Below are 25,508 nucleotides of genomic sequence, written 5' to 3'. Positions count from 1 at the left end.
CATGAAAAAACTGTTACTTGTTGTCCTGTTATTGCTGGTTGTGCTGGGCATAGCTGCGGGAGTGGGAATGTGGAAAGTTCGCCATCTGGCGGACAGTAAGTTATTGATTAAAGAAGAGACGATTTTTACGCTGAAAGCAGGTACGGGCCGTCTGGCTCTCGGTGAACAGTTGTATGCGGACAACGTTATCAATCGTCCGCGTGTGTTCCAGTGGCTGCTGCGTGTGGAGCCCGAACTGTCGCATTTTAAAGCCGGAACCTACCGTTTTACGCCCGACATGACAGTCCGGGATATGTTGCAACTGCTGGAAAGCGGTAAAGAGGCGCAGTTCCCGTTACGTCTGGTTGAAGGGATGCGTCTGAGCGACTACCTCAAGCAGCTGCGCGACGCCCCGTACATCAAACATACGCTGAGCGATGATAATTACGAGACCGTTGCACAGGCGCTGAAGCTGGAGAACCCGCAATGGGTAGAAGGCTGGTTCTGGCCAGATACCTGGATGTATACCGCCAATACAACCGACGTGGCGTTGCTAAAACGCGCGCATCAGAAAATGGTTAAAGCGGTAGACTCCGTCTGGGAAGGGCGCGCTGAAGGCCTGCCTTATCAGGACAAAAATCAGCTGGTAACTATGGCCTCTATTATCGAAAAAGAGACTGCGGTTGCCAGCGAGCGTGACCAGGTGGCTTCCGTCTTTATTAACCGCTTACGGATTGGCATGCGTTTACAGACCGATCCGACGGTGATTTACGGGATGGGGTCACGGTATAATGGCAAGTTGTCGCGTGTGGATTTAGATACCCCGACCGCCTATAACACCTATACCATTACGGGGTTGCCGCCTGGCCCGATTGCCATGCCGGGAGAGGCCTCATTGCAGGCCGCGGCGCATCCGGCAAAAACGCCGTACCTCTATTTCGTGGCTGACGGTAAAGGCGGTCACACGTTTAACACCAATCTTGCCAGCCACAACCGGTCCGTGCAGGATTACCTGAAAGTGCTTAAGGAAAAAAATGGGCAGTAACTATATCGTCATCGAGGGCCTGGAAGGCGCCGGAAAAACCACTGCGCGTAACGTGGTGGTAGAGACACTTGAGCAACTCGGTATTCGTGACATGGTTTTTACCCGCGAACCGGGGGGAACTCAGCTCGCGGAGAAACTAAGAAGTCTGGTGCTGGACATTAAGTCGGTGGGTGACGAGGTCATCACTGACAAAGCTGAAGTTCTGATGTTTTACGCCGCGCGCGTACAGCTGGTCGAAACCGTTATTAAACCTGCGCTGGCAAAAGGCGCATGGGTAATTGGCGACCGTCACGATTTGTCGACCCAGGCGTATCAGGGGGGCGGACGCGGCATCGATCAAAACATGCTGGCAACCCTGCGCGATGCTGTGCTCGGTGATTTTCGCCCGGACCTGACGCTCTATCTGGACGTGACTCCAGAAGTCGGATTGAAGCGTGCCCGTGCGCGCGGCGAGCTGGATCGTATTGAGCAGGAATCTTTCGATTTCTTTAATCGCACCCGCGCGCGCTATCTTGAACTGGCTGCCAAAGATGCCAGCATTCGTACCATCGACGCTACGCAGCCGCTGGAAGCTGTGATGGCTGATATCCGCAATACCATCACCCAGTGGGTGCAGGAGCAGGGCGCATGAAATGGTACCCATGGTTACGGCCAGATTTTGAAAAACTGGTAGCCAGCTACCAGGCGGGTCGTGGTCACCATGCGTTACTGATTCAGGCATTACCCGGAATGGGTGACGACGCGCTGATTTACGCGCTCAGTCGCTATTTAATGTGCCAGCAGCCGGAAGGGCATAAAAGCTGCGGACACTGCCGGGGCTGTCAATTGATGCAGGCGGGGACGCATCCTGATTACTATTCGCTGCTGCCGGAAAAAGGCAAAAGCACGCTGGGGGTTGATGCGGTACGTGAAGTGAGTGAAAAGCTGTACGAGCATTCACGCCTTGGCGGTGCGAAAGTGGTGTGGATCCCTGATGCTGCCCAGTTAACTGATGCTGCTGCCAATGCTCTGCTAAAAACGCTGGAAGAACCGCCTGCACAAACCTGGTTTTTCCTCGCCAGCACAGAGCCTGCGCGATTGCTGGCGACATTGCGCAGCCGCTGCCGGTTACACCATCTTGCGCCGCCGGCTGAGTCGTACGCAATCTCCTGGCTCGCCCGCGAAGTGACCGCATCTCCAGAAGCTCTGTTGAGCGCATTACGCCTGAGCGCGGGTTCGCCTGGTGCGGCACTCTCGTTGTTACAGGCTGAAAGCTGGGCGCATCGCACAGATTTTTGTGCGGCACTGGCAAACACATTAAACGCAGGTGACTGGTATATCCTGCTCGCGGCGTTAAACCACGATCAGGCCGCCGCCCGTTTACACTGGCTGGCAACGTTGTTGACGGATGCCTTGAAGCGTCCGTATGGGGTTTCCCATTTAACCAATCCTGATGCGCTGGACCTGATATCTTCTATCGCAGAACGGTTATCCGTCGCCCGGATACAGGCGATACTCGGTGACGTTTGTCATTGCCGTCAGCAGTTGCTGAACGTAACAGGCGTAAACCGTGAACTGGTGTTAACCGATCTTATCCTGCGTATTGAGCATTACCTGCAACCAGGCACCGTACTGCCTGTTCCCCATCTTTGAGAGAGACATTATGTTTTTAGTCGACTCACACTGCCATCTTGATGGCCTGGATTATCAATCTCTGCATAAGGACGTGGATGACGTGCTGGCGAAAGCAGCCGCACGCGATGTGAAATTCTGTCTTGCCGTCGCGACCACTCTGCCAGGATACCGCAGTATGCGCGAACTGGTCGGTGAACGTGACAATGTGGTGTTCTCCTGCGGCGTGCATCCGTTAAATCAGGATGAAGCCTATGATGTTGAAGACCTGCGCCGTTTTGCCGCCGAAGAGGGCGTTGTGGCGATGGGGGAAACCGGGCTGGACTATTTCTATACGCCGGAAACAAAGGTGCGCCAGCAGGAATCTTTTATCCATCATATTCAGATTGGCCGTGAGTTACAAAAGCCAGTTATCGTACATACCCGCGATGCGCGGGCCGATACGCTGTCTATTCTGCGCGAAGAAAAAGTGACGGATTGTGGTGGCGTACTACACTGTTTTACAGAAGACAGAGAAACGGCGGGCAAATTGCTGGACCTCGGATTTTATATCTCGTTTTCCGGCATCGTCACGTTCCGTAACGCAGATCAGCTCCGTGATGCCGCCCGCTATGTTCCTCTGGATAGGTTGCTGGTTGAGACGGATTCTCCCTACCTTGCGCCTGTACCGCATCGTGGAAAAGAGAACCAGCCTGCCATGACCCGTGACGTTGCGGAGTATATGGCCGTAGTGAAAGGTGTTGCCGTTGAAGAACTGGCGCAGGCAACCACTGATAACTTTGCCCGCCTGTTTCACATCGATGCTTCTCGCCTGCAATCCGTTCGTTAACTGACTTTTTTTAAAGCTCGTAATTAATAAGCAAAGCGAGTAAAGTTCACCGCCTCAAAATGGGCGGTGAATAACCGGTTTGACACATTCAGAAACGCATTTTATCGGAATGTGCGGATTTTACGGCCATCCACGACTGAATTGTGATAGCCGTCAAACAAAAACAAACTGAATTATTTTACTCTGTGTAATAAATAAAGGGTACTTAGATGCCCTGTACACGGCGAGGTTCTCCCCCCTCGCTAATGCGTGAGAACGTAGAAAAGCACAAATACTCAGGAGCACTCTCAATTATGTTTAAGAATGCATTTGCTAACCTGCAAAAGGTCGGTAAATCGCTGATGCTGCCGGTATCCGTACTCCCGATTGCAGGTATCCTGCTGGGTGTCGGTTCCGCTAACTTCAGCTGGCTGCCAGCCGTTGTATCGCACGTAATGGCAGAAGCAGGCGGTTCTGTTTTTGCAAACATGCCGCTGATTTTTGCCATCGGTGTCGCGTTAGGCTTCACCAATAACGACGGCGTATCTGCACTGGCATCCGTTGTTGCCTACGGCATTATGGTTAAGACCATGGCTGTTGTTGCGCCGCTGGTTCTGCATTTACCTGCTGAAGAGATCGCAGCTAAACACCTTGCTGATACGGGTGTTCTCGGGGGGATTATCTCCGGTGCGATTGCAGCGTATATGTTCAACCGTTTCTACCGTATCAAATTGCCTGAGTATCTTGGCTTCTTTGCGGGTAAGCGCTTCGTTCCTATCATTTCTGGTCTGGCCGCTATCTTCACCGGTGTGGTTCTGTCCTTCATTTGGCCGCCGATCGGGACTGCTATTCAGACGTTTTCCCAGTGGGCTGCATACCAGAACCCGGTCGTAGCGTTCGGTATCTATGGCTTCATTGAACGCTGCCTGGTGCCGTTTGGTCTGCACCATATCTGGAACGTTCCATTCCAGATGCAGATCGGTGAATACACCAATGCTGCGGGCCAGGTATTCCACGGCGATATCCCTCGCTATATGGCGGGTGACCCGACTGCGGGCAAACTGTCTGGTGGCTTCCTGTTCAAAATGTACGGTCTGCCGGCTGCCGCTATCGCTATCTGGCACTCTGCTAAACCAGAAAACCGCGCGAAAGTGGGCGGTATCATGATCTCCGCGGCGCTGACCTCGTTCCTGACCGGTATTACCGAACCGATCGAGTTCTCGTTCATGTTCGTGGCACCGATCCTGTACATCATCCACGCAATTCTGGCTGGTCTGGCATTCCCGATCTGTATCCTGCTGGGTATGCGTGACGGTACGTCGTTCTCCCACGGTCTGATCGACTTTATCGTTCTGTCCGGTAACAGCAGCAAACTGTGGCTGTTCCCGATTGTTGGTATCGGTTATGCGATTGTTTACTACACCATCTTCCGTGTGCTGATCAAAGCGCTGGACCTGAAAACTCCGGGTCGTGAAGATGCTACCGAAGATACCAAAGCGGGTGCGTCCGGCGAAATGGCTCCGGCCCTGGTTGCGGCATTCGGCGGTAAAGAAAACATCACTAACCTCGATGCGTGCATCACTCGTCTGCGTGTCAGCGTCGCTGACGTTGCCAAAGTGGATCAGGCTGGCCTGAAGAAACTGGGTGCGGCGGGCGTTGTAGTGGCGGGTTCCGGTGTTCAGGCTATCTTCGGTACTAAGTCCGATAACCTGAAAACTGAAATGGATGAGTACATCCGTCACAGCTAAGCAGTAAAAAGTTGGGGAGAATTAAGGCAGCCTGCGGGCTGCCTTTTTTAATGCATTAATTGGCCTGAACGCGAATCGGCGCAGTGGCGGCGAACAACCACGGACGAGCCTCTGCGTTCACGCGTGGGGATAACGTCTCTCTGACCTGCTGGTGGTAATCATCAATCCACTGCTTTTCAGCCTCACTTAGCAGATGCAGTTCAACCAGACTTAAATCAATCGGCACCAGCGTCAGCGTTGAGAAGCGACAGAAGCCAGGACGACTGTTGATAATCTCCACCTGATTCTCAATACGGATCCCATATTCTCCGGCCAGATAATAACCCGGCTCGATGGTAATGATATTGCCCGCAACCAGAGGCCAGGGGTTTACTTTTTTGGCAATGCGATGGGGCTGCTCATGGATCAGGAGCTGATGGCCTACGCCGTGTCCCGTACCGTGATCAAAATCCAGACCCAGATCCCACAGCGCCCGACGGCTAAAGGCATCCAGTTGATGACCCTGAGTGCCGCTGGGAAATTGCAGCGAGATAAGCGACAAAAAGCCTTTCAACACAGCGGTGTAATGCAGACGACGCTGCGGATCCTGTGGACCAAACGCGAGGGTGCGCGTTGTATCCGTCGTACCATTATGGTACTGGCCGCCGGAATCATTCAGATACATGGCCTGAGAGGTAATGGGCGTATTGGTTTTTTCGCTGGAATGGTAATGGCACATTGCGGCATTGCTGGCTGAGGCCGAAATCGTGTTGAAGCTTTGCTCGATAAATCCCGGCTGCTGCTGGCGAAATTCCAGTTGCCTGGCCTGCGCTTCCAGCTCAGTGACCGGATTGCCTGCCGCTTCGCGCAAGGGAACTTCATGCGTAAGCCATGCCAGAAAGTTAACCCAGGCCGCGCCATCTTGTTCATGGCATTCCCGATAACCCGCCAGTTCAACGTCATTCTTGTGCGCTTTCATCAAGGTGATGGGATCGGGTGCCCATAAGACTTCGCCACCGTGTTCTACAATGGCAAAACGCAGCGCGACCGGGGCGTAGTCTTTATCGACCAAAAAGCGTTTCCCTTTGGCCAACTGCTGGCAGCGGGCAAGAAAACTCTCTTGTGGGGCCAGCGTGAGCGTATTCAGCAGTGCAGCAGGGAGCTGCTGGGTTTTGTTGCTATCCACAAACCATTCCAGCTCGCCGCTGCGATGGAGCAGGGCGAACGAAAACGGCACTGGCACCATTGGCAGATCGGAACCGCGCACATTCAGCAGCCAGGCAATGTTATCCGGCAGCGTGATCGCCAGAACGTCGGCCTGTTGTTGCGTGAGCAGATCCACGACGCGGGCACGTTTTTGTGTGCTGCTTTCCCCGCTGATTTCAATGGGCATTTCATGAATGATGCCGCAGGGTGCTGCCGGGCGATCAAGCCATACCTGGTCGAAAGGATCTTGCTCAAGAGACACCAGCTCGCAATGGGTCGCCGACAGTGCTTCAAACTGGCTGTTGACCATCAGCAACGGTTCAAAGCCGATACGCGCGCCGACAGCAACGTGAGACTGCAAATAATCGGCCAGCGGTTCGTCATGTAAATGGTGAATTTCAAAATCATCCAGCGAGACTTCATTGCGCACCTGGACCTGATAGCGTCCATCGACAAACATTAATGCGCGGTCGCGCAGGACCAACGCGAGACCAGCGGAGCCGCTAAAACCGGTCAGCCAGGCCAGCTTATTGTCATGCGGTGTACAATCTTCGCTTTGGTGAGCGTCGGCGCGCGGAACAATCATGCCATCCAGCCCTTGCGCTAACAGCAGGTTGCGCAGAGCGGAAAGAGGAGTTGAGTTGTGCATAGTTACCTTCAGGCCTTAACGGAACGGCGGTTCGTTGAACGTACGTAATTTACGGGAGTGCAGTCGATCGCCTTCAGCACGCAGACGATCGATTGCCCGAATACCTATTTGCAGGTGCTCGGAAATGGCACCTTCATAAAAACGGTTGGCCTGACCAGGCAGTTTGATCTCGCCGTGCAGCGGTTTATCGGAAACGCACAACAGTGTGCCGTAAGGGACGCGGAAGCGGTAACCCTGGGCGGCGATGGTGGCGCTTTCCATATCAATAGCCACCGCGCGACTGAGGTTAAAACGCAGCGCAGAAGCGGAATAGCGTAACTCCCAGTTGCGATCGTCGGTGGTGACGACGGTACCGGTACGCAGGCGCTGTTTAACCTCTTCGCCGGGCATGCCGCTGACTTCTTTGGTGGCGTCATACAGTGCGCGTTGTACTTCCGCAATGCTCGGAATGGGAATATCCGGTGGTAGCACGGCATCCAGCACATGGTCGTCACGCAGATAAGCGTGGGCCAGAACATAGTCGCCAATCGCCTGACTTTCGCGCAGGCCGCCACAGTGTCCAATCATCAGCCAGACGTCAGGGCGTAGGACGGCCAAATGATCACAAATGGTTTTAGCGTTAGACGGGCCAACGCCGATATTGACCAGCGTGATCCCCTGACCGTCGGCGGTGATTAGATGCCAGGCGGGCATCTGATGTTTCTTCCAGGCGAGATCGGAGATGGCCTCTTCCGGAGCTTCCGTTTCAGCGGTGATCCAGATCCCGCCCGCGCATGACAGCGCGATATAAGGGCTGTTCGGATCGAGGATCTGGCTGCAGCCCCAGCGCACGAACTCATCGACATAGCGGGTGTAGTTGGTGAACAGCACAAATGGCTGGAAATGTTCAACCGGCGTTCCCGTGTAGTGACGCAGTCGTGCGAGCGAAAAATCTACTCGTCGGGCGTCGAAGTGCGACAGCGGGGAGAATTCCGCCGGATGATAGGTACCATCGGCTGTTTCATCGCCAATTTGTGACAACTCGGTAGTGGGGAAATGGCGCGTTAATCCGGCGCTCATCGAGCGGTCGAGCGTCAGTTCAGAACCGTCGATCACATAGGGATAAGGGATTTCATGCTGCGACGGTTCGACGGAGATATGCGCATCATAATCCTGATACAGCAGCGTGAGTTGTTCTTCAAGATAGGGACGAAAAAGCGACGGACGGGTGATCGTAGTGGTATAGCTGCCCGCATGGGTAAAACGGCCATAGGCACGGGTTTTCGGGGGATTGGTGGCGCTGCCATCCCAGGTGACACAAAGCGATGGGTAAACAAAAAGACCATTATGGCGGGCGATTATGTCAGGGAGCGTCCCTGTTTCAATGTACTTACCAATGGCGCTACGCAGTGCTTTAACCGACTGCTCGTACAGCGTGTCCAGTTTATCCAGTGCCTGAGTTGGGGTCAGGCTGGAGCCCTTATTGTTCATGTCTGTCTCCTTGTTCCACAGATGTACTGCTCTCCCGATAGTATGTCACAGGAATATGAAACAAAAGTCAGACGTAGAGGAAGATTGTGCGAAGGTCGAATGACCTTCGCATCAGGGCTTAACTGTGCTGCTTATCCCGCATCAGCAATGCAGTGGCGGCGGAAATAAGACACCCGGCCATCAGATAAATGGCCACGCTGTGCCATTCTCCTCCAGAGAATGTCACCAGTGCCGCAGCAATGAAGGGGGTAAAACCACCGCCAACCACACTTGCCACCTGATAGCCAACGCCTGCGCCGCTGTAGCGATAACTTGCGCCAAACAAACCGGTAAACATAGGCTGTTGTACGCAGACCACCATATCGTGCGCAATATTGGCCAACATAATCGCGAAGAACACGATCCAGAAAATAGACTGTGCTTCCAGCGCCATAAAGAACGGGAAGGCGCTCAGCGTACCGACCAGTGCACCGGTAATGTACACGCGCCGTCGACCAAAGCGGTCGGCAAGCCAGGCAAAGCAGGGGATGGTCAGACAGCTCAGTCCTCCCACTAACAAACCGATATTCAGAAACAGCTCGCGGGGTAGGCCCAGGTTCTGCGTAGAGTAATTAAGGGCAAACGCGGTGACGATATACATCGTCAGTAGTTCACATAAGCGCAAGCCGATAATTTTTAAGAATGAGCCCGGATGGCGGATTAACGCCTCGACCACCGGTAACCGCTTGTTCTCTGGTTGCGCTGCCTGTTGCTGCTGTTCGAATTCGGCTGATTCATCCATTCTGTTACGCATCCACAACGCGCCCAAAACCAGTACGATGCTGAACAGGAACGGAATACGCCAGCCCCAGCTCAGGAACTGCTCATCGGTGGTTTGCGAGCTAATCAGTGATACCAGACCGGTAGAAAGCAGCAGTCCGACGCCGTAACCGACCTGAACGCCACTGCTGTAGAAGGCTTTTTTATTTTTCGGCGCGCTTTCGACCGAGAGCAACGCCGCGCCGCCCCATTCACCACCAACGGCGAATCCCTGAATGGCGCGTAGCGTCACCAGCAGCACAGGGGCCCACCAGCCAATAGTGTCAAAAGAAGGAATAATCCCTATCAGCGCAGTGGCAATCCCCATCATCCAGACGGTGAGCATCAGCATGCGTTTACGGCCAAGGAGATCGCCAAAGTGGCCGAAGATAACCCCGCCTAACGGACGGAACAAAAATCCGACGCCAAAGGTGGCAAATGCGGCAAGTGTTCCCATTGCCGGGCTAACCTGCGGGAAGAACTCGCGATTAAAGACCAGTGCGGCGGTGATGCCATAAAGCAGAAAATCATACCAGTCGACCACGGCGCCAGCGAAGCTACCAAGCGCAGCGCGTCGGGCACGATGAAGCGAAGAGACGTCCTCTTGGGGACCCGCGGAGGTGAGAGTGGAATCCATAGTTATCCTGTCTGTACTGTCTTTTAGTTATTAGTATTTGAATTGGGCTACACACATTGCAGTCGATATATTAACGACCGTTATGAGATTACCGCGACAGACGGGAAGAGAAAACGATTATCTCCCTCACCAGAGGGCTACATGAAAAATAAGACGAATGAAAAACAGAAAAGCAAAAAGCCTGCTTAGTTTCCTAAGCAGGCTTCTTAAATTTGGCTCCTCTGACTGGACTCGAACCAGTGACATACGGATTAACAGTCCGCCGTTCTACCGACTGAACTACAGAGGAATCGTTTGAACGAGGCGCATATTAGCGAGGGCGATGAGGCTTGTCAAAGGGGGAAATACATTTGTGCGTTCGTTTGCTGACAAAATCAGCAAAGCGGCGATCTTTCCGTCTTTTTATGCTTTTGCCCCATTCTGGTGCGCGTCTACCTCTTCCAGGGCAGCCAGAATGAGAGATTCAGGTGTGCAAAAAGTCCATTCTTCACCTTTGAGCCTGACTTTACGCGGTTTTAACCGTAAAACACGGCTGCTGACTAAACTGGCAAGCATCTTGCAATCCTGAATTTAATGACTGCCAGCACGGGTTCTGGTATTCCGACAGGAGGCAAAATGAACTTCAGACGACTGAAATATTTCGTGAAAATCGTCGATATTGGTAGCCTGACCCAGGCAGCGGAAGTGTTGCATATCGCGCAACCCGCGCTGAGCCAGCAGGTTGCTACGCTGGAAGGCGAACTGGATCAGCAACTGCTGATTCGCACCAAACGCGGCGTCACACCGACGGAAGCGGGGAAAGTGTTGTATGCCCATGCGCGGACGATTTTACGCCAGTGCGAGCAGGCGCAACTTGCGGTCAATAACGTGGGTCAGACCCTGGGGGGACAGGTCTCTATTGGCCTGGCACCGGGGACGGCGGCGTCAGCCATCACTATGCCGTTATTACAGACAGTACGAGCAGAGCTGCCCGATGTGCTGGTCTATTTGCATGAAAACAGTGGGGCGGTGCTGAATGACAAGCTGCTCAGCGGGCATTTAGACATGGCGGTGCTCTACGAGCGCTCACCCGTGGCGGGTATCAGCAGTCAACCGTTGCTTAAAGAGGATCTGTACCTGGTCGGGACGCGTGATTGCCCGGGGCAAAGCGTCGATTTAGCCGCGGTGGCGCAGATGAATCTATTTTTGCCACGGGATTACAGCGCAGTTCGCCTGCGTGTAGATGAAGCTTTTTCGCTTCGTCGCCTGACGGCCAAAGTGATTGGCGAAATTGAATCTATCGCCACCTTAACGGCAGCCATCGCCAGTGGGATGGGCGTCACAGTGTTGCCTGAGTCAGCGGCCCGTTCATTATGTAATGCAGCGAACGGCTGGATGGCGCGGATAACAACCCCGTCGATGAATCTGCCATTATCGCTGAACGTCTCAGCCAGAGGGAGCTTATCGCCGCAGGCACAGGCCGTGAAGGAGATCCTGTTGTCGCTGGTAAGCCGTCCGGCACTGGAAAACCGCGAGCTACAGCTGGTCAGCTAAACCTTATTCCCTTCAGGAATAAGATGCGGGTTTTTATTATTTGTTATGCCGGGCATCAGACTTTAACAATAGCGTAATGTCTGATGCGCCCGGAGCAAAAAGTGAATTTCCAGCAACTTAAAATAATCCGCGAGGCGGCCCGTCAGGATTACAACCTGACGGAAGTCGCGAATATACTGTACACCTCGCAGTCGGGAGTCAGCCGACATATTCGTGAACTTGAAGATGAACTTGGCATTGAGATTTTTATCCGTCGCGGTAAACGCCTGCTGGGCATGACCGAACCGGGCAAAGCCTTGCTGGTTATTGCCGAGCGTATTCTGAATGAGGCCAGCAACGTTCGCAGACTGGCGGATCTGTTTACCAATGACACGTCCGGTGTACTGACGATTGCCACCACGCATACACAGGCACGCTATAGCCTGCCTGCGGTGATTAAAGCCTTTCGTGAGCTCTTTCCTGAGGTACGTCTGGAACTGATCCAGGGTACACCGCAGGAGATCGACGTACTGCTGCAAAACGGTGGGGCAGACATCGGGATTGCCAGCGAGCGACTGAGCAGCGATCCGCTGTTGGTAGCTTTTCCCTGGTTTCGTTGGCACCACAGCCTGCTTGTTCCTCACGATCATCCCTTGGTGAAAACGTCTCCTCTCACGCTGGAGTCTATCGCCCACTGGCCATTAATTACGTATCGTCAGGGGATTACGGGGCGTTCCCGTATCGATGAGGCATTTGCCCGTAAAGGGTTAGTGCCGGATATTATCCTCAGCGCCCAGGACTCGGATGTGATTAAAACCTATGTGTCGCTGGGGCTGGGAATCGGGCTGGTGGCAGAACAATCCAGTGGAGAGCAGGAGGAGGGGAGCTTAACACGTCTGGATACCCGGCACTTATTTGATGCAAATACCGTCTGGCTGGGCCTGAAACGCGGGCAACTGCAGCGCAACTATGTCTGGCGATTCATTGAGCTATGCAACGCAGGGTTATCCGTCGATGAAATCAAGCGCCAGGCGATGGAGCCAGATGAAGCCGTGATTGATTATCAGATATAATGCAAAAAGCCTGCTTAGTTTCCTAAGCAGGCTTCTTAAATATGGCTCCTCTGACTGGACTCGAACCAGTGACATACGGATTAACAGTCCGCCGTTCTACCGACTGAACTACAGAGGAATCGTGTGAACGAGGCGAATATTAGCGATGCCTCTCAGCGTTGTCAAAGCCTGAATAGATAAATGCGATCGTTTGCTGAAATATTCCCCATTTCGCCGCTTATTCAGACGCAACCGGTTGTTTTATGCACTTTTCACGCTCGGGACGAGGGTATTTCCATAACCAGCGGCCTGTAACCATACGCCAGTAAAATAACGCGGCGCGCACGGCCCAGTCGAAGAACATCCCTAACCAAACGCCGACTACACCCCATCCTAATACGATTCCCAATGTGTAACCCGCCACAACGCGACAGCCCCACATGCCCAACATCGATACCCACATCGCAAAACGCACATCACGCGCGCCCTTAAACCCTGATGGTAGCACCCAGGATGCCGCCCATATCGGCATAAACGCTGCGTTGAGCCAAATTAGGATGACTATGACCTCTTTTACATCCTGATCGTGGGTATAAAATGAGGCCATAACGCCGGCAAAAGGGGCGGTTAGCCAGGCGATGGCGGTTAAGCCGATTGTTGAGAGCCAGAATATATGGCGTAACTGGATTTCCGCTTGGGCAATCTGACCATTTCCCAGACGCCTGCCGGTAATGATTGTCGACGCGGAGCCTAAAGCATTCCCCGGCAGGTTGATGAGCGCGGCGATGGAAAATGCAATGAAGTTTCCGGCAATTACGCTGGTTCCCATGCCGGAGACAAACATCTGCGTTAACAGTTTACCGCCATTAAATAGCACTGACTCAATACTTGCCGGAATACCGATCCCCATAACTTCCCAGATAATGGCGAGATTGAGCGGCTTAAAATAGCTTTTGAAGGGAATACGCAGCGCCGGATTAAAACCAATCATCAGCACCCAGATAATGGCGAACGCACCGATGTAGCGTGAAATGGTCAGCCCGAGTCCTGCCCCCACAAATCCCAGCCCTTGCCAGGAAAAGACCCCGTAGATCAGGATGCTACTGATGATGATATTTAGGATATTCATACCGCCATTAATCAACAGCGGAATTTTGGTATTTCCAGCTCCGCGGAGTGCGCCGCTACCGATCAAAGCAATGGCTGCCGCCGGGTAGCTGAGCACCGTTAGCTCCAGATAGGTGAGTGCCAAAGCCTTAACGTCGGGAGTTGCTTCACCGGCGACAACGTCAATAATCTGTTCACCAAAATAGTGAATGACCGCTGCCAGCACGGTAGCAAAAATCGTCATGATCACCAGCGATTGTCTGGCTGCTGACCTTGCCCGTCGACGATCTCGTTTTCCCAGGCTAAATGCTACCACCACCGTGGTTCCCAGATCGATGGCGGCAAAAAACGCCATGATGACCATGTTGAAACTGTCGGCGAGACCAACGCCAGCCATTGCTTCTTTTCCCAACCAGCTAACAAGGAAGGTACTCAGTACGCCCATCAACAGCACACAGGTGTTTTCCAGAAAAATGGGGACCGCAAGCGGAGTGATTTCGCGCCAAAAGAGAACCTTATAACTCTTGCGTTTAGCATACCAGGGCGTGCGGGAAGCGACCTGGCGTAAGGCAGCGGAGACGTTCAAAGTGGACCTTAAAGAAGAAAGTTGAAACCTCATTTCAAATGATGAGGGAGAAACCAAAAAGCTGCAAAGTTTTTTCCATTTAAAATGTCTGGAAATGCAACAAACTGTCGAGAGAAGCATCAATTGAAACTTTTTCGGGGAAATGGGGTTTGACAAAATTTTTTTCGCCGCTAAGATAAGCCTCCACAACGATTCCTCTGTAGTTCAGTCGGTAGAACGGCGGACTGTTAATCCGTATGTCACTGGTTCGAGTCCAGTCAGAGGAGCCATATTTAAGAAGCCCGCTTAAGGAAACTTAAGTGGGCTTTTTGTGTTCTCAGTCCAATGCATCCACCTGACGAGCAGGTGGAGCGTGATGTGTTTCGAATCAGAACTGATAGCTGGCGGTGACGCTGACGTTGCGCGGCTCGCCATAGACGATAGATCCGTCGACATTGGTGTCGTAGGTTTTATCGAACAGGTTATTGAGGTTACCCTGCACAGAGAAGTTTTTCGTCACCTGATAGCGGGTGAATAAATCGACCAGGGCGTAGCTTCCCTGTTCCGCGCGGAATGTGCCATACGGCGTGACCGTATCGCTATAAACACGATTCTGCCAGTTAACCCCACCGCCCACGGTCAGTTCCGGCATGGCTGGCAGGCGATAACGGGTAAACAGTTTTACTGTGGTACGCGGTAGGTTCGGGTTTACCGCATTGCCTTCGTTGTCTTCAGCAACATAGCGTGTCGCGCCGAACGTCATCTGCCAGTTATCGGTGATCGCACCGTTAACTTCGAATTCGACCCCTTTGCTGACCGTTCCATCCATCGCTCTATAGGCCGTGTCGCCATTGCTACCGGCAATTGGTACGCCGGTTGATTGGCCCACGTTATCCTGTTCAATGCGGAACACCGCGAGGGTGGTGGTTAAACGGCTGTTCATCCAGTCGGACTTCAGGCCAAGTTCATAGTTATTGCCGGTAATTGGGGAAAGATATTTACCGGAACTGTCGCGCTTGTTCTGCGGCTGAAAGATTGAGGTATAGCTGGCGTACGTAGACCAGTTATCGTCAATGTCATACACCAGGCCCGCATACGGCGTGGTGTGGTTTTGTTCCATGCTGTAGGCGAGGGTGTCGATACGCCAGTTGGTATAACGCGCGCCGACAATCAAATGCAGTGGGTCGGCCAGCGAAATACGTGTTGCGGCGTAGAGCGATTTCATGTGCGTGGTATCGTCCTGGGCCAATGACTGCGGGTTCCAGTTGGTTTCCGGGAAGTTACCATCGAAGGTATAGAAACTGCCGATTTCGTTGGGGAATACGTTCGCCCACGCGCTTTCGTAACGGTTATTCTGTTTGCTGTAGCTGCCGCCCAGCATCAGATTATGCTGACGACCAAACAGGTCGTAACCGCCGTCGGCGAACAGATCGACGGCATCTACCTTACGCTTGCCGCTGTTCCAGCCGGTACCTCCGACGTAGTCATAGCCCGGACCATAGCTGCCATACGGGCCAATCAGCGTACCATCGGCTTTATTGACATAGGCATCGACGTACATCATTTTACTGTCGAACTTGACCTCGGAGTGGGTGGCATTCATGGTCGCCTGCCAGGTATCGGCAAAACGTTGCTTGATGGTGACAAACACTTTGTTGAAGTCTTTATCGTTGTACGCCCAGTCCGGCGCAGTGCTGTGCGAGCGGTCATAGCTGTTTTTGCTGCCGTCGGTATTCCAGCGCGGCAATCCACCCCATGTTGGGCTGTTGATATCAATGCGCTGGTATTCATAACCCACAGACAGGCTGGTGGTGCCGCCCAGATCGGCATCGACAATCCCGGAGAAGAACATTTTTTCGCTATTGTAGCGATCAAGCCAGGCGTCGTTATTCTGGTAACCCGCCACGATGCGCCCGCGCACGTTGCCGTCTGCCGTGAGCGGGCTTTGAAGATCGGTCACATATCGTTTTTTATTCCAACTGCCATATTCCGCAGAAACATTACCGGTGAACTCGCGGCTGGTGGCATGCTTACGGATCATATTAATCGACGCTGAGGGGTTACCCGTCCCGGTCATTAGCCCGTTTGCGCCACGGACAACTTCGACACGCTCAAAAAGGGCCGTGTCGGAAAGGGCATCACCGAGATTCCAGCGGGATTCAAAATAGGTCGGAATCCCATCGACCATATAGTTATCAATCTGAAATCCGCGAGAGTAATAGCTACTGCGATCTGAATCCGCCTGACTTCTGCTTATCCCCAACGTGTTGTCCATCACATCGCCCAGCGTTTGCAGTTGCTGATCTTCCATGCGCTGCTGACTGATAATACTGACTGATTGCGGAATATCGCGCTGCGTCATCTGCATTTTGGTGCCAGCAGTCGTTGATTTAACGCTGTAATCCTGCTCCTCGCTGGATGTAGCTGGAGCAGAGCCTTCAACGATAACCGTCTCTTCAGCAGGGGCTGCGAGGCTGGTGGAAGGCAATAGTGCTAACGTGATGCAGGCTGCCAGTACAGAAGGGGCAAGCCCCGGTTGGCGTTGGTCATCCCCGTTGTGTGTTGTGAAAGACATCGAAAAGTCCTTGATAATTATTAATATTAAGTTCGAATCACTGAGGTTGTGATGAACCCTTTGGTTGTAAATTATTAAGTTCGCACGCGAATACAAATGCGAAATATACGCATTCACATTCAATGTGTAAACAGATGCTACGGCATAAGTGAAATGTTGTTTCAGTACTATGATTAAGCAATAGCGACGGGAAATGGTTATAAGAACAGCAGTGGCAGGGCTTTTTGCTTAAAAAATCGAGGGTTAAAGTTGAAAGAGCGTGAGTAACTCGCTCATACTCTATACTCGCAGAGTGACCCGGCGTAGCATGGCATAACGCTTGGGCTGTTAATGAAAAAGGAAAACGTCGTGGCAGAAGAAACTATATTCAGCAAAATTATCCGTCGTGAAATTCCGTCAGATATCGTGTACCAGGATGAACTGGTCACTGCGTTTCGTGATATTTCCCCTCAGGCACCTACGCACATTCTGATCATTCCTAACGTCCTGATCCCGACCGTCAACGATGTGACGGCGGAACACGAGCAGGCGTTGGGTCGCATGATCACCGTAGCGGCGAAAATCGCCGAGCAGGAAGGCATTGCTGCGGATGGGTATCGTTTAATCATGAATACCAATCGTCACGGCGGTCAGGAGGTGTATCACATTCATATGCACCTGCTGGGTGGGCGTGCGCTTGGTCCAATGCTTGCGCATAAAGGTCTGTAAGCATGACCAGAGGATGCATTGCACTTTCACTGAGCTTGCTGCTACTGGCTGGCTGTCGGGCACATCCTGAAATTCCGGTAAGTGATGAACAGTCGCTGGTGATGGAATCAACGATTCTGGCGTCGGGCATTACAGCAGAACAGCCGACGTTAACCACGTCTGATATTCAGGCCTCAGCATCCTCGCGACTTTATAACGAAAGACAAGAACCCGTTACCGTTCATTATCGGTTTTACTGGTATGACGCCAGAGGACTGGAAATGCATCCTCTGGAAGCGCCACGCAGCGTGACTATCCCGGCTCATTCGTCGGTGACGCTGTACGGCAGCGCCAATTTTCTGGGGGCGCACAAGGTTAGACTTTATCTTTATTTGTAAGGGGTGAATCTTGATGATCAAAATGAATCGCTACGCACTGATTGCCGCGCTGGCGATGTTTCTCTCTGGCTGTGTGGCGCAACGTGAGCCCGCACCCGTAGAGGAAGTGAAGCCAGTGCCGGAACAGCCCGCGCAGCCGCAACAGCCAGTGCCGGTTGTACCAACGGTGCCAAGCATACCGCAGCAGCCGGGTCCGATTGAGCACGAGGACCAAACGGCGCAGCCGACGCCACGTCAACGTCACTATGACTGGAACGGAGCTATGCAACCGATGGTCGGTAAAATGCTGCAGGCTGACGGCGTCAAAGCGGGAGGCGTTCTGCTGGTTGATAGCGTGAATAACCGGACCAACGGCTCGTTGAACGCCGGTGAAGCCACCGAGACCTTGAGGAACGCGCTGGCGAATAACGGCAAGTTTACCCTGGTTTCCGCCCAGCAGTTGGCTGTCGCCAAACAGCAGTTAGGTCTGTCGCCGAACGACAGTCTGGGAACGCGCAGCAAAGCGATTGGTATCGCCCGTAACGTTGGCGCACAGTATGTGCTCTATTCCAGCGCCTCCGGCAACGTCAATTCGCCGGCGCTGCAAATGCAATTAATGCTGGTACAAACTGGCGAGATAATCTGGTCAGGTAAAGGTGCCGTACAGCAACAATAACCGGCTGACGCGCGACGAGGTGTTGTCGCGCTATTTCCCGCAGTATCATCCCGTCGTAGCCAACCAGAGCGGCCTGAGCGGCGGGAGCTGCATCATCGAACACGATACCCACCGCTTAGTGTTGCGCTCTCATCACGACCCTGACGCGCCGGAATCGCATTTCTTACGCCACTATCACGCGTTAAAGCATCTGCCTGAAAGCCTTGCGCCGCGCCCCCGCTTTTATATACGAGGGTGGATGGCGGCCGACTTTTTTCACGGTAAGGTAGAATCCAGATTGCCGGACGCCGACGAACTCGCTGGCTTATTGTATCATCTGCACCAACAACCCCAATTGGGCTGGCGAATCAGTCTGCTGCCGCTACTCGAACAGTACTGGCAGTGTGGCGATCCGGCGCGTCGCACGCCATGCTGGTTGCGAGCGTTGAAGCGACTCAGGAAAAGCGGTGAGCCTCGACCTTTACGTCTGGGGCCTCTGCATATGGATGTCCACGGTGACAACATCGTACGTACAGCATCAGGGCTGCGGCTGATTGACTGGGAATATGCCGGAGACGGTGATATCGCTCTGGAGCTGGCGGCGGTTTGGGTCAACGACGAATCTCAGCACCAACGGCTGGTTAGCGCCTACGCCCAACGAGCGCACATTGAACAAAACGCGCTGTGGCGGCAGGTCAGACGATGGCGGCCCTGGGTCATAATGCTGAAAGCGGGGTGGTTTGAGTATCGCTGGCGACAAACTGGCGATCGACAATTTATCAGGCTGGCCGATGAAACCTGGCGGCAGCTAATAATGAAAGGATAAGGAGAGCAGTGTGGGCCCAGTAATGTTGGATGTCGAAGGGTATGAGCTGGACGCTGAAGAGCGTGAGATTCTGGCGCATCCGCTGGTAGGTGGGTTGATCCTCTTTACCCGAAATTATCATGACCCGGAACAGTTGCGTGAATTAGTGCGCCAGATTCGCGCGGCATCACGCAATCATCTGGTGGTGGCGGTAGATCAGGAAGGCGGCAGGGTACAGCGTTTTCGCGAAGGATTTACGCGTCTGCCCGCGGCCCAATCCTTTGCTGCGCTGCACGGTCTGGAAGACGGCGGCAATCTGGCTCAGGACGCCGGATGGCTAATGGCCAGCGAAATGATCGCAATGGATATAGATATCAGTTTTGCGCCGGTGCTGGATGTGGGGCATATCAGCGCGGCGATTGGCGAACGCTCTTACCATGCCGATCCGCGGAAAGCGCTGGCTATGGCGACCCGCTTCATTGACGGTATGCATGCTGCTGGCATGAAAACTACCGGTAAACATTTCCCCGGGCATGGGGCAGTGACGGCGGATTCGCATAAAGAAACCCCAACCGATCCACGTTCAGAAGCCGAAATTCGTGCAAAAGATATGTCCGTGTTCCAGACATTGATTACGGAAAACAAACTCGATGCCATTATGCCTGCGCATGTCATCTACAGTGACGTGGACCCGCGTCCGGCGAGCGGTTCGCCACACTGGCTGAAAACGGTGCTGCGTCAGGAGCTTGGTTTCGATGGCGTCATTTTCTCCGATGATTTGTCGATGGAAGGGGCGGCGATTATGGGAAGCTATGCGGAGCGTGGTCAGGCATCGCTGGATGCGGGTTGCGATATGATCCTGGTCTGCAATAATCGTAAAGGCGCGGTCAGTGTGTTAGATAATCTGTCGCCGATCAATGCAGAACGTGTTACACGTTTGTATCATAAAGGTTCATTTTCACGTCAGGAACTGATGGACTCGGCACGCTGGAAGACGGTAAGCGCCCAGCTCAATCAGCTTCATGAGCGCTGGCAGGAAGAGAAAGCAGGTCATTAACGCAAGTTTGGCGAGGATGCGATGATTATCTATTTACACGGTTTTGACTCTAACAGCCCGGGCAACCACGAAAAGGTGTTGCAGCTGCAGTTCATCGACCCGGATGTCAGGTTGATTAGCTACAGTACGCGGCATCCTAAACATGACATGCAGCATCTACTGAAAGAAGTGGACAAAATGCTGCAGCTTAATGTGGACGACCGTCCGCTGATTTGTGGCGTGGGGCTCGGGGGATATTGGGCTGAACGGATTGGTTTCCTGTGTGATATTCGTCAGGTAGTGTTTAATCCCAACCTGTTCCCGTATGAGAACATGGAAGGAAAAATCGACAGGCCTGAAGAGTATGCCGATATCGCGACAAAATGCGTGACCAATTTCCGCGAAAAGAATCGCGATCGCTGCCTGGTGATCCTGTCACGTCATGATGAAGCGCTCAATAGTCAGCGTTCGTCAGAAGAGCTGCATCATTTTTACGAGATAGTCTGGGACGAAGAGCAGACGCACAAGTTTAAGAATATCTCCCCGCATTTGCAGCGCATCAAAGCGTTCAAGACGTTAGGTTAATCCTCAATGAACGTGTAAAAAACCAGCCTTCGGGCTGGTTTTTTTGTTCTTAAAGTTCGTGTTGTCTATCTTTTCAGCATCAAAACTTGATACACATCAATTTTGGTATGACCAATGCACCGTTCGTGTTATTCTCACTCTCGAAGAACATTTTCATTATCGTAACTTGTTGTTAATTAAAGGCTATGCCTATAACTTTTAATTAACAATTGGTTAATAAATTTAAGGGGGTCACGTTGACTACACCATTAAAAAGAATCGTGATTGTCGGCGGCGGTGCTGGCGGACTGGAAATGGCGACGCAGCTGGGTAAAAAGCTGGGGCGCAAGAAAAAGGCCAAAATCACGCTGGTGGACAGAAACCACAGCCATTTATGGAAACCGTTACTGCATGAAGTCGCGACGGGTTCCCTGGACGAAGGCGTGGATGCGCTGAGCTATCTGGCGCATGCCCGTAACCACGGTTTCCAGTTTCAGTTGGGTTCGGTGGTGGATATCGATCGCGAAGCGAAAACCATTACTCTTGCCGAGCTGCGCGATGAGAAGGGCGAGCTGCTGGTTCCTGAGCGCAAAGTCCCGTATGACACGCTGGTGATGGCGTTGGGTAGTACCTCCAACGATTTCAATACGCCGGGCGTCAAAGAAAACTGCATTTTCCTGGATAACCCGCATCAGGCGCGTCGTTTCCACCAGGAGATGCTGAATCTGTTCCTGAAGTATTCCGCGAATCTGGGCGCTAACGGCAAAGTAAATATCGCCATTGTCGGCGGCGGTGCGACGGGGGTTGAACTCTCAGCCGAGCTGCACAATGCGGTAAAACAGCTGCACAGCTATGGTTACAAAGGGCTGACCAACGAAGCGCTGAACGTTACGCTGGTAGAAGCCGGTGAGCGTATTCTGCCTGCGTTGCCGCCACGTATTTCCAGTGCTGCGCATAATGAGTTAACCAAACTGGGCGTACGCGTACTGACCCAGACGATGGTAACCAGCGCTGATGAAGGCGGACTGCATACCAAGGATGGCGAGTACATTGAAGCCGATCTGATGGTGTGGGCTGCGGGGATCAAGGCGCCAGACTTTATGAAAGACATTGGCGGTCTGGAAACCAATCGTATTAACCAACTGGTGGTTGAGCCGACTCTGCAGACCACGCGCGATCCCGACGTGTACGCGATTGGCGACTGCGCTTCCTGCGCTCGCCCGGAAGGTGGTTTTGTGCCGCCGCGCGCTCAGGCTGCGCACCAGATGGCAAGCTGCGCAATGAACAACATTTTGGCGCAGATGAACGGCAAGCCGCTGAAAGCGTATCAGTACAAAGACCACGGCTCTCTGGTTTCACTTTCTAACTTCTCTACCGTGGGTAGCCTGATGGGTAACTTGACCCGTGGTTCGATGATGGTAGAAGGGCGTATTGCGCGCTTTGTGTACATCTCACTGTACCGCATGCACCAGATTGCTCTGCACGGTTACTTTAAAACCGGTCTGATGATGCTGGTTGGCAGCATTAACCGGGTGATCCGCCCGCGTCTGAAACTGCATTAATACGGCTTATGGCGTCGGATGATTGTACTTATCCGGCGCCTTCCTTCAGAGTTCTCCGAATCATCCTGCCTTCGCTCCTCCTAGTGCTATTTTCATCCGTAATCTGATTGGCATTCCTTACCTTCTGTTGCAAAGTTGTTGCTAATAGCAAAAAAGGAGGAAGTCCCGTGAATAAATCTATGTTGGCGGGTATAGGGATTGGCGTAGCTGCTGCGCTGGGTGTTGCAGCGGTGGCCAGTCTTAACGTTTTCGAGCGTGGCCCACAGTATGCACAAGTTGTCTCTGCAACACCGATTAAAGAGTCGGTAAAAACACCGCGCCAGGAGTGTCGGAACGTGACGGTCACGCACCGTAAGCCGGTACAAGATGAAAACCGTATCGCGGGTTCTGTGTTGGGTGCGGTTGCTGGTGGCGTTATCGGCCATCAGTTTGGCGGCGGACGCGGTAAAGATATTGCTACCGTGGCCGGCGCTTTAGGCGGCGGTTATGCAGGTAACCAGATCCAGGGTTCGATGCAAGAAAATGATACGTACACTACTACGCAGCAGCGTTGTAAAACGGTGTATGACAAATCTGAAAAAATGCTGGGCTACGACGTGACGTACAAAATTGGCGATCAGCAGGGGAAAATCCGTATGGATAAGGACCCCGGCGCGCAAATTCCGTTGGATAACAACGGACAGTTGGTACTAAATAACAAAGCGTAAAATAGCATTATCCTGAACATTAGCCCCCCATTCGCTCAGGCTGGGGGGCTTTTTTTATCAGAAGGTTAAGGCGTAGTTCAGACCAAACGTGCGGCCCCGGCCCTTGTATTCATACAGTGACGGGCTACCGTAGGTGGGGCTGTACAGCAGTGGCGCACGTTGTCCCCACAGCGTGGTGTATTCTTCATTCAGCAGGTTTTCCACGCTAAAGGTCAGTTTACCCAACGGGAGCTGATAGCTGCCGATAAAGTCCATCGTGTTATAGCCGTCCAGCTTATTGCCGCTGGCGTCCGTCAGATCAAATGTTTGCTGGCTCTGTACGCGCAATGTCCACGGTTCAGGTGCCCAGCCGACCCACGCGGTGGCTTTGGACGGGGAAGCCAGGGTGACATCCCATTTCTGCCACTTACCGTTTTGCTTCACTTCCGATTTAATGACGTTGAAGTTGCCGCCCAGACTCCAGTCCGTATCCGCAATGAAATAATCCACCGCACCTTCAAGGCCATAAATACGGCGATCATCGGGCTGGACGTTAATGGTCATATCGCTACGGTTGATAACGATCGATTTATCCGAAGTAGAGTAGTAAGCGGCCAGCTGCGTGCGCAGACTGTCGCCAGTGTAGCGCCATCCCAGTTCGTAGGAATTAACTTTAATCCCCTCCAGGCGTGAGTCCGCCACGTTGACGCTGCGCTGGAGCTGGTAATGATCGCCAACCAGGGAATAGGTGCCGTTACCGTAATATTTCCCCGGGTCCGGAAGCTCCACGCCCTGAGAGAAGTTAAACCATGTCTGCTGACGGTCGGTCAGGTGGGCGAGAATACCGGCGTTAAACAGGAAATTATCGTAATCGGTTTTACCGCCAGGAATGGTATCGGCGGAGTTTGCCAGGCCGGTGGCAATTCCCTGTTGTTGGGCATAACCCACGAAATCATCCACCCTGTTTTCGGTCCATTGATAGCGCACACCGCCGCTGAGGGTAAAGATGTCGTTAATGTCATAGCTGTTCTGCAGGAAAGGCGCGAAGTTGGTGATGCTGTAACCGGGGTAACGCCCGGTGGTATAAGCGGTTCGGTTGTCCATACCGCCGGAGGGCAGGGACCAGGCCAGATCGAAGAATTTCTGATTGGAATCGAAGGTTTCGTGATCGGCATCGACACCCCATGTCAGCTCCCAGTTGTCCATCAGCTGGCTGTTGAGGGTGATTTTGGCACCAAACTGGTCTGTGTCCTGCTGCGATGCGGAGAAACTGGTGACCTTGCCTTTGCTCAGCGTAGGGAAGGGGTAGAATTTCAGCGATTCGTCACGGTAATAGATTTGGCTGACCAGGTTCTGGCCGAAGAAATCCGCGTCTGAATACTGCAGGCTGATCAGATGACGCTCGGTGCCGGGAATACGATCGGAATTCAGTCCGCTGCTGGTATAAGCCTTACCGTTTCCCGTCACGGCGGACATGTTCTCGCCAAGATCCAGTCCGTAATCGTCATCCCCCTGGCTCTTATAATACTGCGTAACCAGTTGTAACTGACGGTTGTCGTCAAGCTCAATCGTTCCGGTGCCCATCACGTCCAGACGATCGGAGTGCTGCAGGCCGGTTTGGGTGTTATCCAGCAGCAGGGCATCGTGATTGCCGTCATACCAGCCGCCAAACCGTTGATACGCGACGGACATGCGCCCGGAAGCGCGATCGGTTCCTCCGCTCACCGCCGCAGCAACGCGTTCATCATGATCGTTACTGTTATTGAAGCCGCTTTTACTCCCCAGTTCGAGTTCAACTTCACGCTCCGGCTGGCCTTTTTTGGTGACAATGTTGATTAACCCACCGGTACTGCCGCCGCCATATAGTGAGGTTGCACCTGAGATGACTTCAATGTGTGCGATGTTAAACGGATCAATAGAATCAAGTTGACGACTGTCAGTACGCGAGGAGTTCAGACGGACACCGTCTATCAGTACTACGATGGCACGACCGCGCATATTCATGCCGTAGTTTGTGCGCCCCTGGCTGCTGACATCGATTCCTGGGATTAACTGAGCAAGAACATCTTTGAACTCTTTCCCCCCCTGAACCTGCTGTTCAATCTCGCTTCCTTCAATAACCCAGGTCGTTTGCGCCATTTCTGCCACGGTGCGTTGACTACGGTTGGCACTGACGATGAGGTTATCTTCCTCAGCCGCGATGGCTGGGAGAGTTAAAGACAACAGGAGAGGATTGAGCACCCAGAGACGCTTATGCATTTGTATTCCTTTTAAAAAGAGTCAATCTGTTTTTGTTATGGCGGTAGAGAAACCGATGGTTACATTGTGAAACAGGCGTTAAAACAAATGCGAATATTGCTGATAATAATTGTTGTTATCAATACATTTTACAAAA

General features: G+C 52.9%; 23 protein-coding genes and 3 tRNA genes. 16 read left to right on the top strand and 10 right to left on the bottom strand.

Features of this window, described 5'->3' with window-relative positions; all coding sequences use genetic code 11:
- Position 1: 1 nt before the first annotated feature.
- The 5 genes from yceG to ptsG all read left to right on the top strand — a co-directional run bounded on the left by yceG (position 2) and on the right by ptsG (position 5,191).
- On the top strand, positions 2-1,024 hold the full coding sequence (gene yceG / locus OGW44_RS15225; protein ID WP_019076480.1) for a cell division protein YceG: 1,023 nt from the start codon (positions 2-4) through the stop codon (positions 1,022-1,024).
- Complete coding sequence (gene tmk, locus OGW44_RS15220; protein ID WP_016156195.1) at positions 1,014-1,655, top strand: dTMP kinase; 642 nt, start codon at positions 1,014-1,016, stop codon at positions 1,653-1,655. Before yceG ends, tmk begins: the two co-directional genes overlap by 11 nt.
- Positions 1,652-2,656, top strand: coding sequence for a DNA polymerase III subunit delta' (holB, locus tag OGW44_RS15215; protein ID WP_016152653.1), 1,005 nt, complete (start codon positions 1,652-1,654; stop codon positions 2,654-2,656). Before tmk ends, holB begins: the two co-directional genes overlap by 4 nt.
- 10 nt (positions 2,657-2,666) lie before the next feature.
- Positions 2,667-3,464 carry a metal-dependent hydrolase gene (locus OGW44_RS15210; protein WP_016156196.1) on the top strand — a complete coding sequence of 266 codons (798 nt, stop codon included), beginning with the start codon at positions 2,667-2,669 and terminating at the stop codon, positions 3,462-3,464.
- A gap of 293 nt (positions 3,465-3,757) precedes the next feature.
- Positions 3,758-5,191, top strand: coding sequence for a PTS glucose transporter subunit IIBC (gene ptsG / locus OGW44_RS15205; protein WP_016152655.1), 1,434 nt, complete (start codon positions 3,758-3,760; stop codon positions 5,189-5,191).
- Between the two features lie 55 nt (positions 5,192-5,246).
- Here the strand turns inward: ptsG and OGW44_RS15200 are convergent, their stop codons facing one another.
- The 5 genes from OGW44_RS15200 to OGW44_RS15180 all read right to left on the bottom strand — a co-directional run bounded on the left by OGW44_RS15200 (position 5,247) and on the right by OGW44_RS15180 (position 10,485).
- Positions 5,247-7,025 (bottom strand): aminopeptidase P family protein, encoded by a 1,779-nt coding sequence (locus OGW44_RS15200; RefSeq protein ID WP_137352064.1) that lies wholly within the window; start codon positions 7,023-7,025, stop codon positions 5,247-5,249.
- A 15-nt stretch (positions 7,026-7,040) separates the two neighbouring features.
- Positions 7,041-8,495, bottom strand: a complete 1,455-nt coding sequence (locus OGW44_RS15195; protein ID WP_185654367.1) for an AMP nucleosidase — start codon at positions 8,493-8,495, stop codon at positions 7,041-7,043.
- Between the two features lie 118 nt (positions 8,496-8,613).
- Positions 8,614-9,930: a shikimate transporter gene (shiA, locus tag OGW44_RS15190; RefSeq protein WP_185654368.1), complete on the bottom strand. Its 1,317-nt coding sequence runs from the start codon at positions 9,928-9,930 to the stop codon at positions 8,614-8,616.
- Between the two features lie 213 nt (positions 9,931-10,143).
- Positions 10,144-10,219: transfer RNA gene (locus tag OGW44_RS15185), tRNA-Asn, on the bottom strand.
- A gap of 113 nt (positions 10,220-10,332) precedes the next feature.
- Positions 10,333-10,485 carry a hypothetical protein gene (locus OGW44_RS15180; RefSeq protein WP_016156199.1) on the bottom strand — a complete coding sequence of 51 codons (153 nt, stop codon included), beginning with the start codon at positions 10,483-10,485 and terminating at the stop codon, positions 10,333-10,335.
- Between the two features lie 60 nt (positions 10,486-10,545).
- Here OGW44_RS15180 and nac point away from each other — a divergent pair, with 60 nt between their 5' ends.
- Together nac and cbl are read left to right on the top strand one after the other, a co-directional pair.
- Positions 10,546-11,463: a nitrogen assimilation transcriptional regulator NAC gene (gene nac, locus OGW44_RS15175; protein ID WP_016156200.1), complete on the top strand. Its 918-nt coding sequence runs from the start codon at positions 10,546-10,548 to the stop codon at positions 11,461-11,463.
- A 101-nt stretch (positions 11,464-11,564) separates the two neighbouring features.
- On the top strand, positions 11,565-12,515 hold the full coding sequence (gene cbl / locus OGW44_RS15170) for an HTH-type transcriptional regulator Cbl (protein WP_016152661.1): 951 nt from the start codon (positions 11,565-11,567) through the stop codon (positions 12,513-12,515).
- Between the two features lie 42 nt (positions 12,516-12,557).
- On the opposite strand, the gene OGW44_RS15165 is transcribed toward cbl, so the two are convergent.
- The 3 genes from OGW44_RS15165 to OGW44_RS25685 form a co-directional block, all read right to left on the bottom strand.
- Positions 12,558-12,633, bottom strand: a tRNA-Asn gene (locus tag OGW44_RS15165).
- Between the two features lie 99 nt (positions 12,634-12,732).
- Complete coding sequence (locus OGW44_RS15160; protein WP_278085702.1) at positions 12,733-14,220, bottom strand: EmmdR/YeeO family multidrug/toxin efflux MATE transporter; 1,488 nt, start codon at positions 14,218-14,220, stop codon at positions 12,733-12,735.
- 46 nt (positions 14,221-14,266) lie between these two features.
- Complete coding sequence (locus OGW44_RS25685) at positions 14,267-14,374, bottom strand: DUF5951 family protein (RefSeq protein ID WP_353622525.1); 108 nt, start codon at positions 14,372-14,374, stop codon at positions 14,267-14,269.
- 6 nt (positions 14,375-14,380) lie between these two features.
- On the opposite strand from OGW44_RS25685, the gene OGW44_RS15155 reads away from it, so the two are divergent.
- Positions 14,381-14,456 (top strand) — tRNA-Asn (locus tag OGW44_RS15155).
- A 98-nt stretch (positions 14,457-14,554) separates the two neighbouring features.
- Here OGW44_RS15155 and fhuE read toward each other — a convergent pair.
- Positions 14,555-16,741, bottom strand: coding sequence for a ferric-rhodotorulic acid/ferric-coprogen receptor FhuE (fhuE, locus tag OGW44_RS15150; RefSeq protein ID WP_185654370.1), 2,187 nt, complete (start codon positions 16,739-16,741; stop codon positions 14,555-14,557).
- Between the two features lie 348 nt (positions 16,742-17,089).
- On the opposite strand from fhuE, the gene hinT reads away from it, so the two are divergent.
- The 8 genes from hinT (at position 17,090) to OGW44_RS15110 (ending at position 23,134) form a co-directional block, all read left to right on the top strand.
- Complete coding sequence (hinT, locus tag OGW44_RS15145) at positions 17,090-17,449, top strand: purine nucleoside phosphoramidase (protein ID WP_016156204.1); 360 nt, start codon at positions 17,090-17,092, stop codon at positions 17,447-17,449.
- Positions 17,450-17,451: 2 nt separating this feature from the next.
- Entirely contained in the window at positions 17,452-17,826 is a 375-nt protein-coding gene (locus OGW44_RS15140) for a YcfL family putative periplasmic lipoprotein (RefSeq protein WP_019076489.1), read from the top strand.
- A gap of 13 nt (positions 17,827-17,839) precedes the next feature.
- Entirely contained in the window at positions 17,840-18,481 is a 642-nt protein-coding gene (lpoB, locus tag OGW44_RS15135) for a penicillin-binding protein activator LpoB (protein ID WP_016152673.1), read from the top strand.
- On the top strand, positions 18,462-19,286 hold the full coding sequence (thiK, locus tag OGW44_RS15130; RefSeq protein WP_185654371.1) for a thiamine kinase: 825 nt from the start codon (positions 18,462-18,464) through the stop codon (positions 19,284-19,286). Before lpoB ends, thiK begins: the two co-directional genes overlap by 20 nt.
- Before the next feature lie 10 nt (positions 19,287-19,296).
- On the top strand, positions 19,297-20,322 hold the full coding sequence (nagZ, locus tag OGW44_RS15125; protein WP_016152675.1) for a beta-N-acetylhexosaminidase: 1,026 nt from the start codon (positions 19,297-19,299) through the stop codon (positions 20,320-20,322).
- Between the two features lie 21 nt (positions 20,323-20,343).
- A complete protein-coding gene (ycfP, locus tag OGW44_RS15120; RefSeq protein WP_003030817.1) occupies positions 20,344-20,886 on the top strand; it encodes an alpha/beta hydrolase YcfP in 543 nt (180 codons plus the stop codon).
- A gap of 236 nt (positions 20,887-21,122) precedes the next feature.
- Positions 21,123-22,427, top strand: coding sequence for an NADH-quinone dehydrogenase (gene ndh / locus OGW44_RS15115; RefSeq protein ID WP_016152676.1), 1,305 nt, complete (start codon positions 21,123-21,125; stop codon positions 22,425-22,427).
- 167 nt (positions 22,428-22,594) lie between these two features.
- Positions 22,595-23,134, top strand: a complete 540-nt coding sequence (locus OGW44_RS15110; RefSeq protein WP_003030814.1) for a glycine zipper 2TM domain-containing protein — start codon at positions 22,595-22,597, stop codon at positions 23,132-23,134.
- A gap of 57 nt (positions 23,135-23,191) precedes the next feature.
- Here the strand turns inward: OGW44_RS15110 and OGW44_RS15105 are convergent, their stop codons facing one another.
- A complete protein-coding gene (locus OGW44_RS15105) occupies positions 23,192-25,372 on the bottom strand; it encodes a TonB-dependent siderophore receptor (RefSeq protein WP_019076496.1) in 2,181 nt (726 codons plus the stop codon).
- Positions 25,373-25,508 lie beyond the last annotated feature (136 nt).

The sequence above is a fragment of the Citrobacter sp. Cb023 genome, from assembly GCF_030336805.1.
Classification (GTDB): Bacteria; Pseudomonadota; Gammaproteobacteria; order Enterobacterales; family Enterobacteriaceae; genus Citrobacter; species Citrobacter braakii.
Note: the sequence above shows the minus strand (reverse complement) of the source record. Positions and strands in the feature narration are given on the sequence as shown.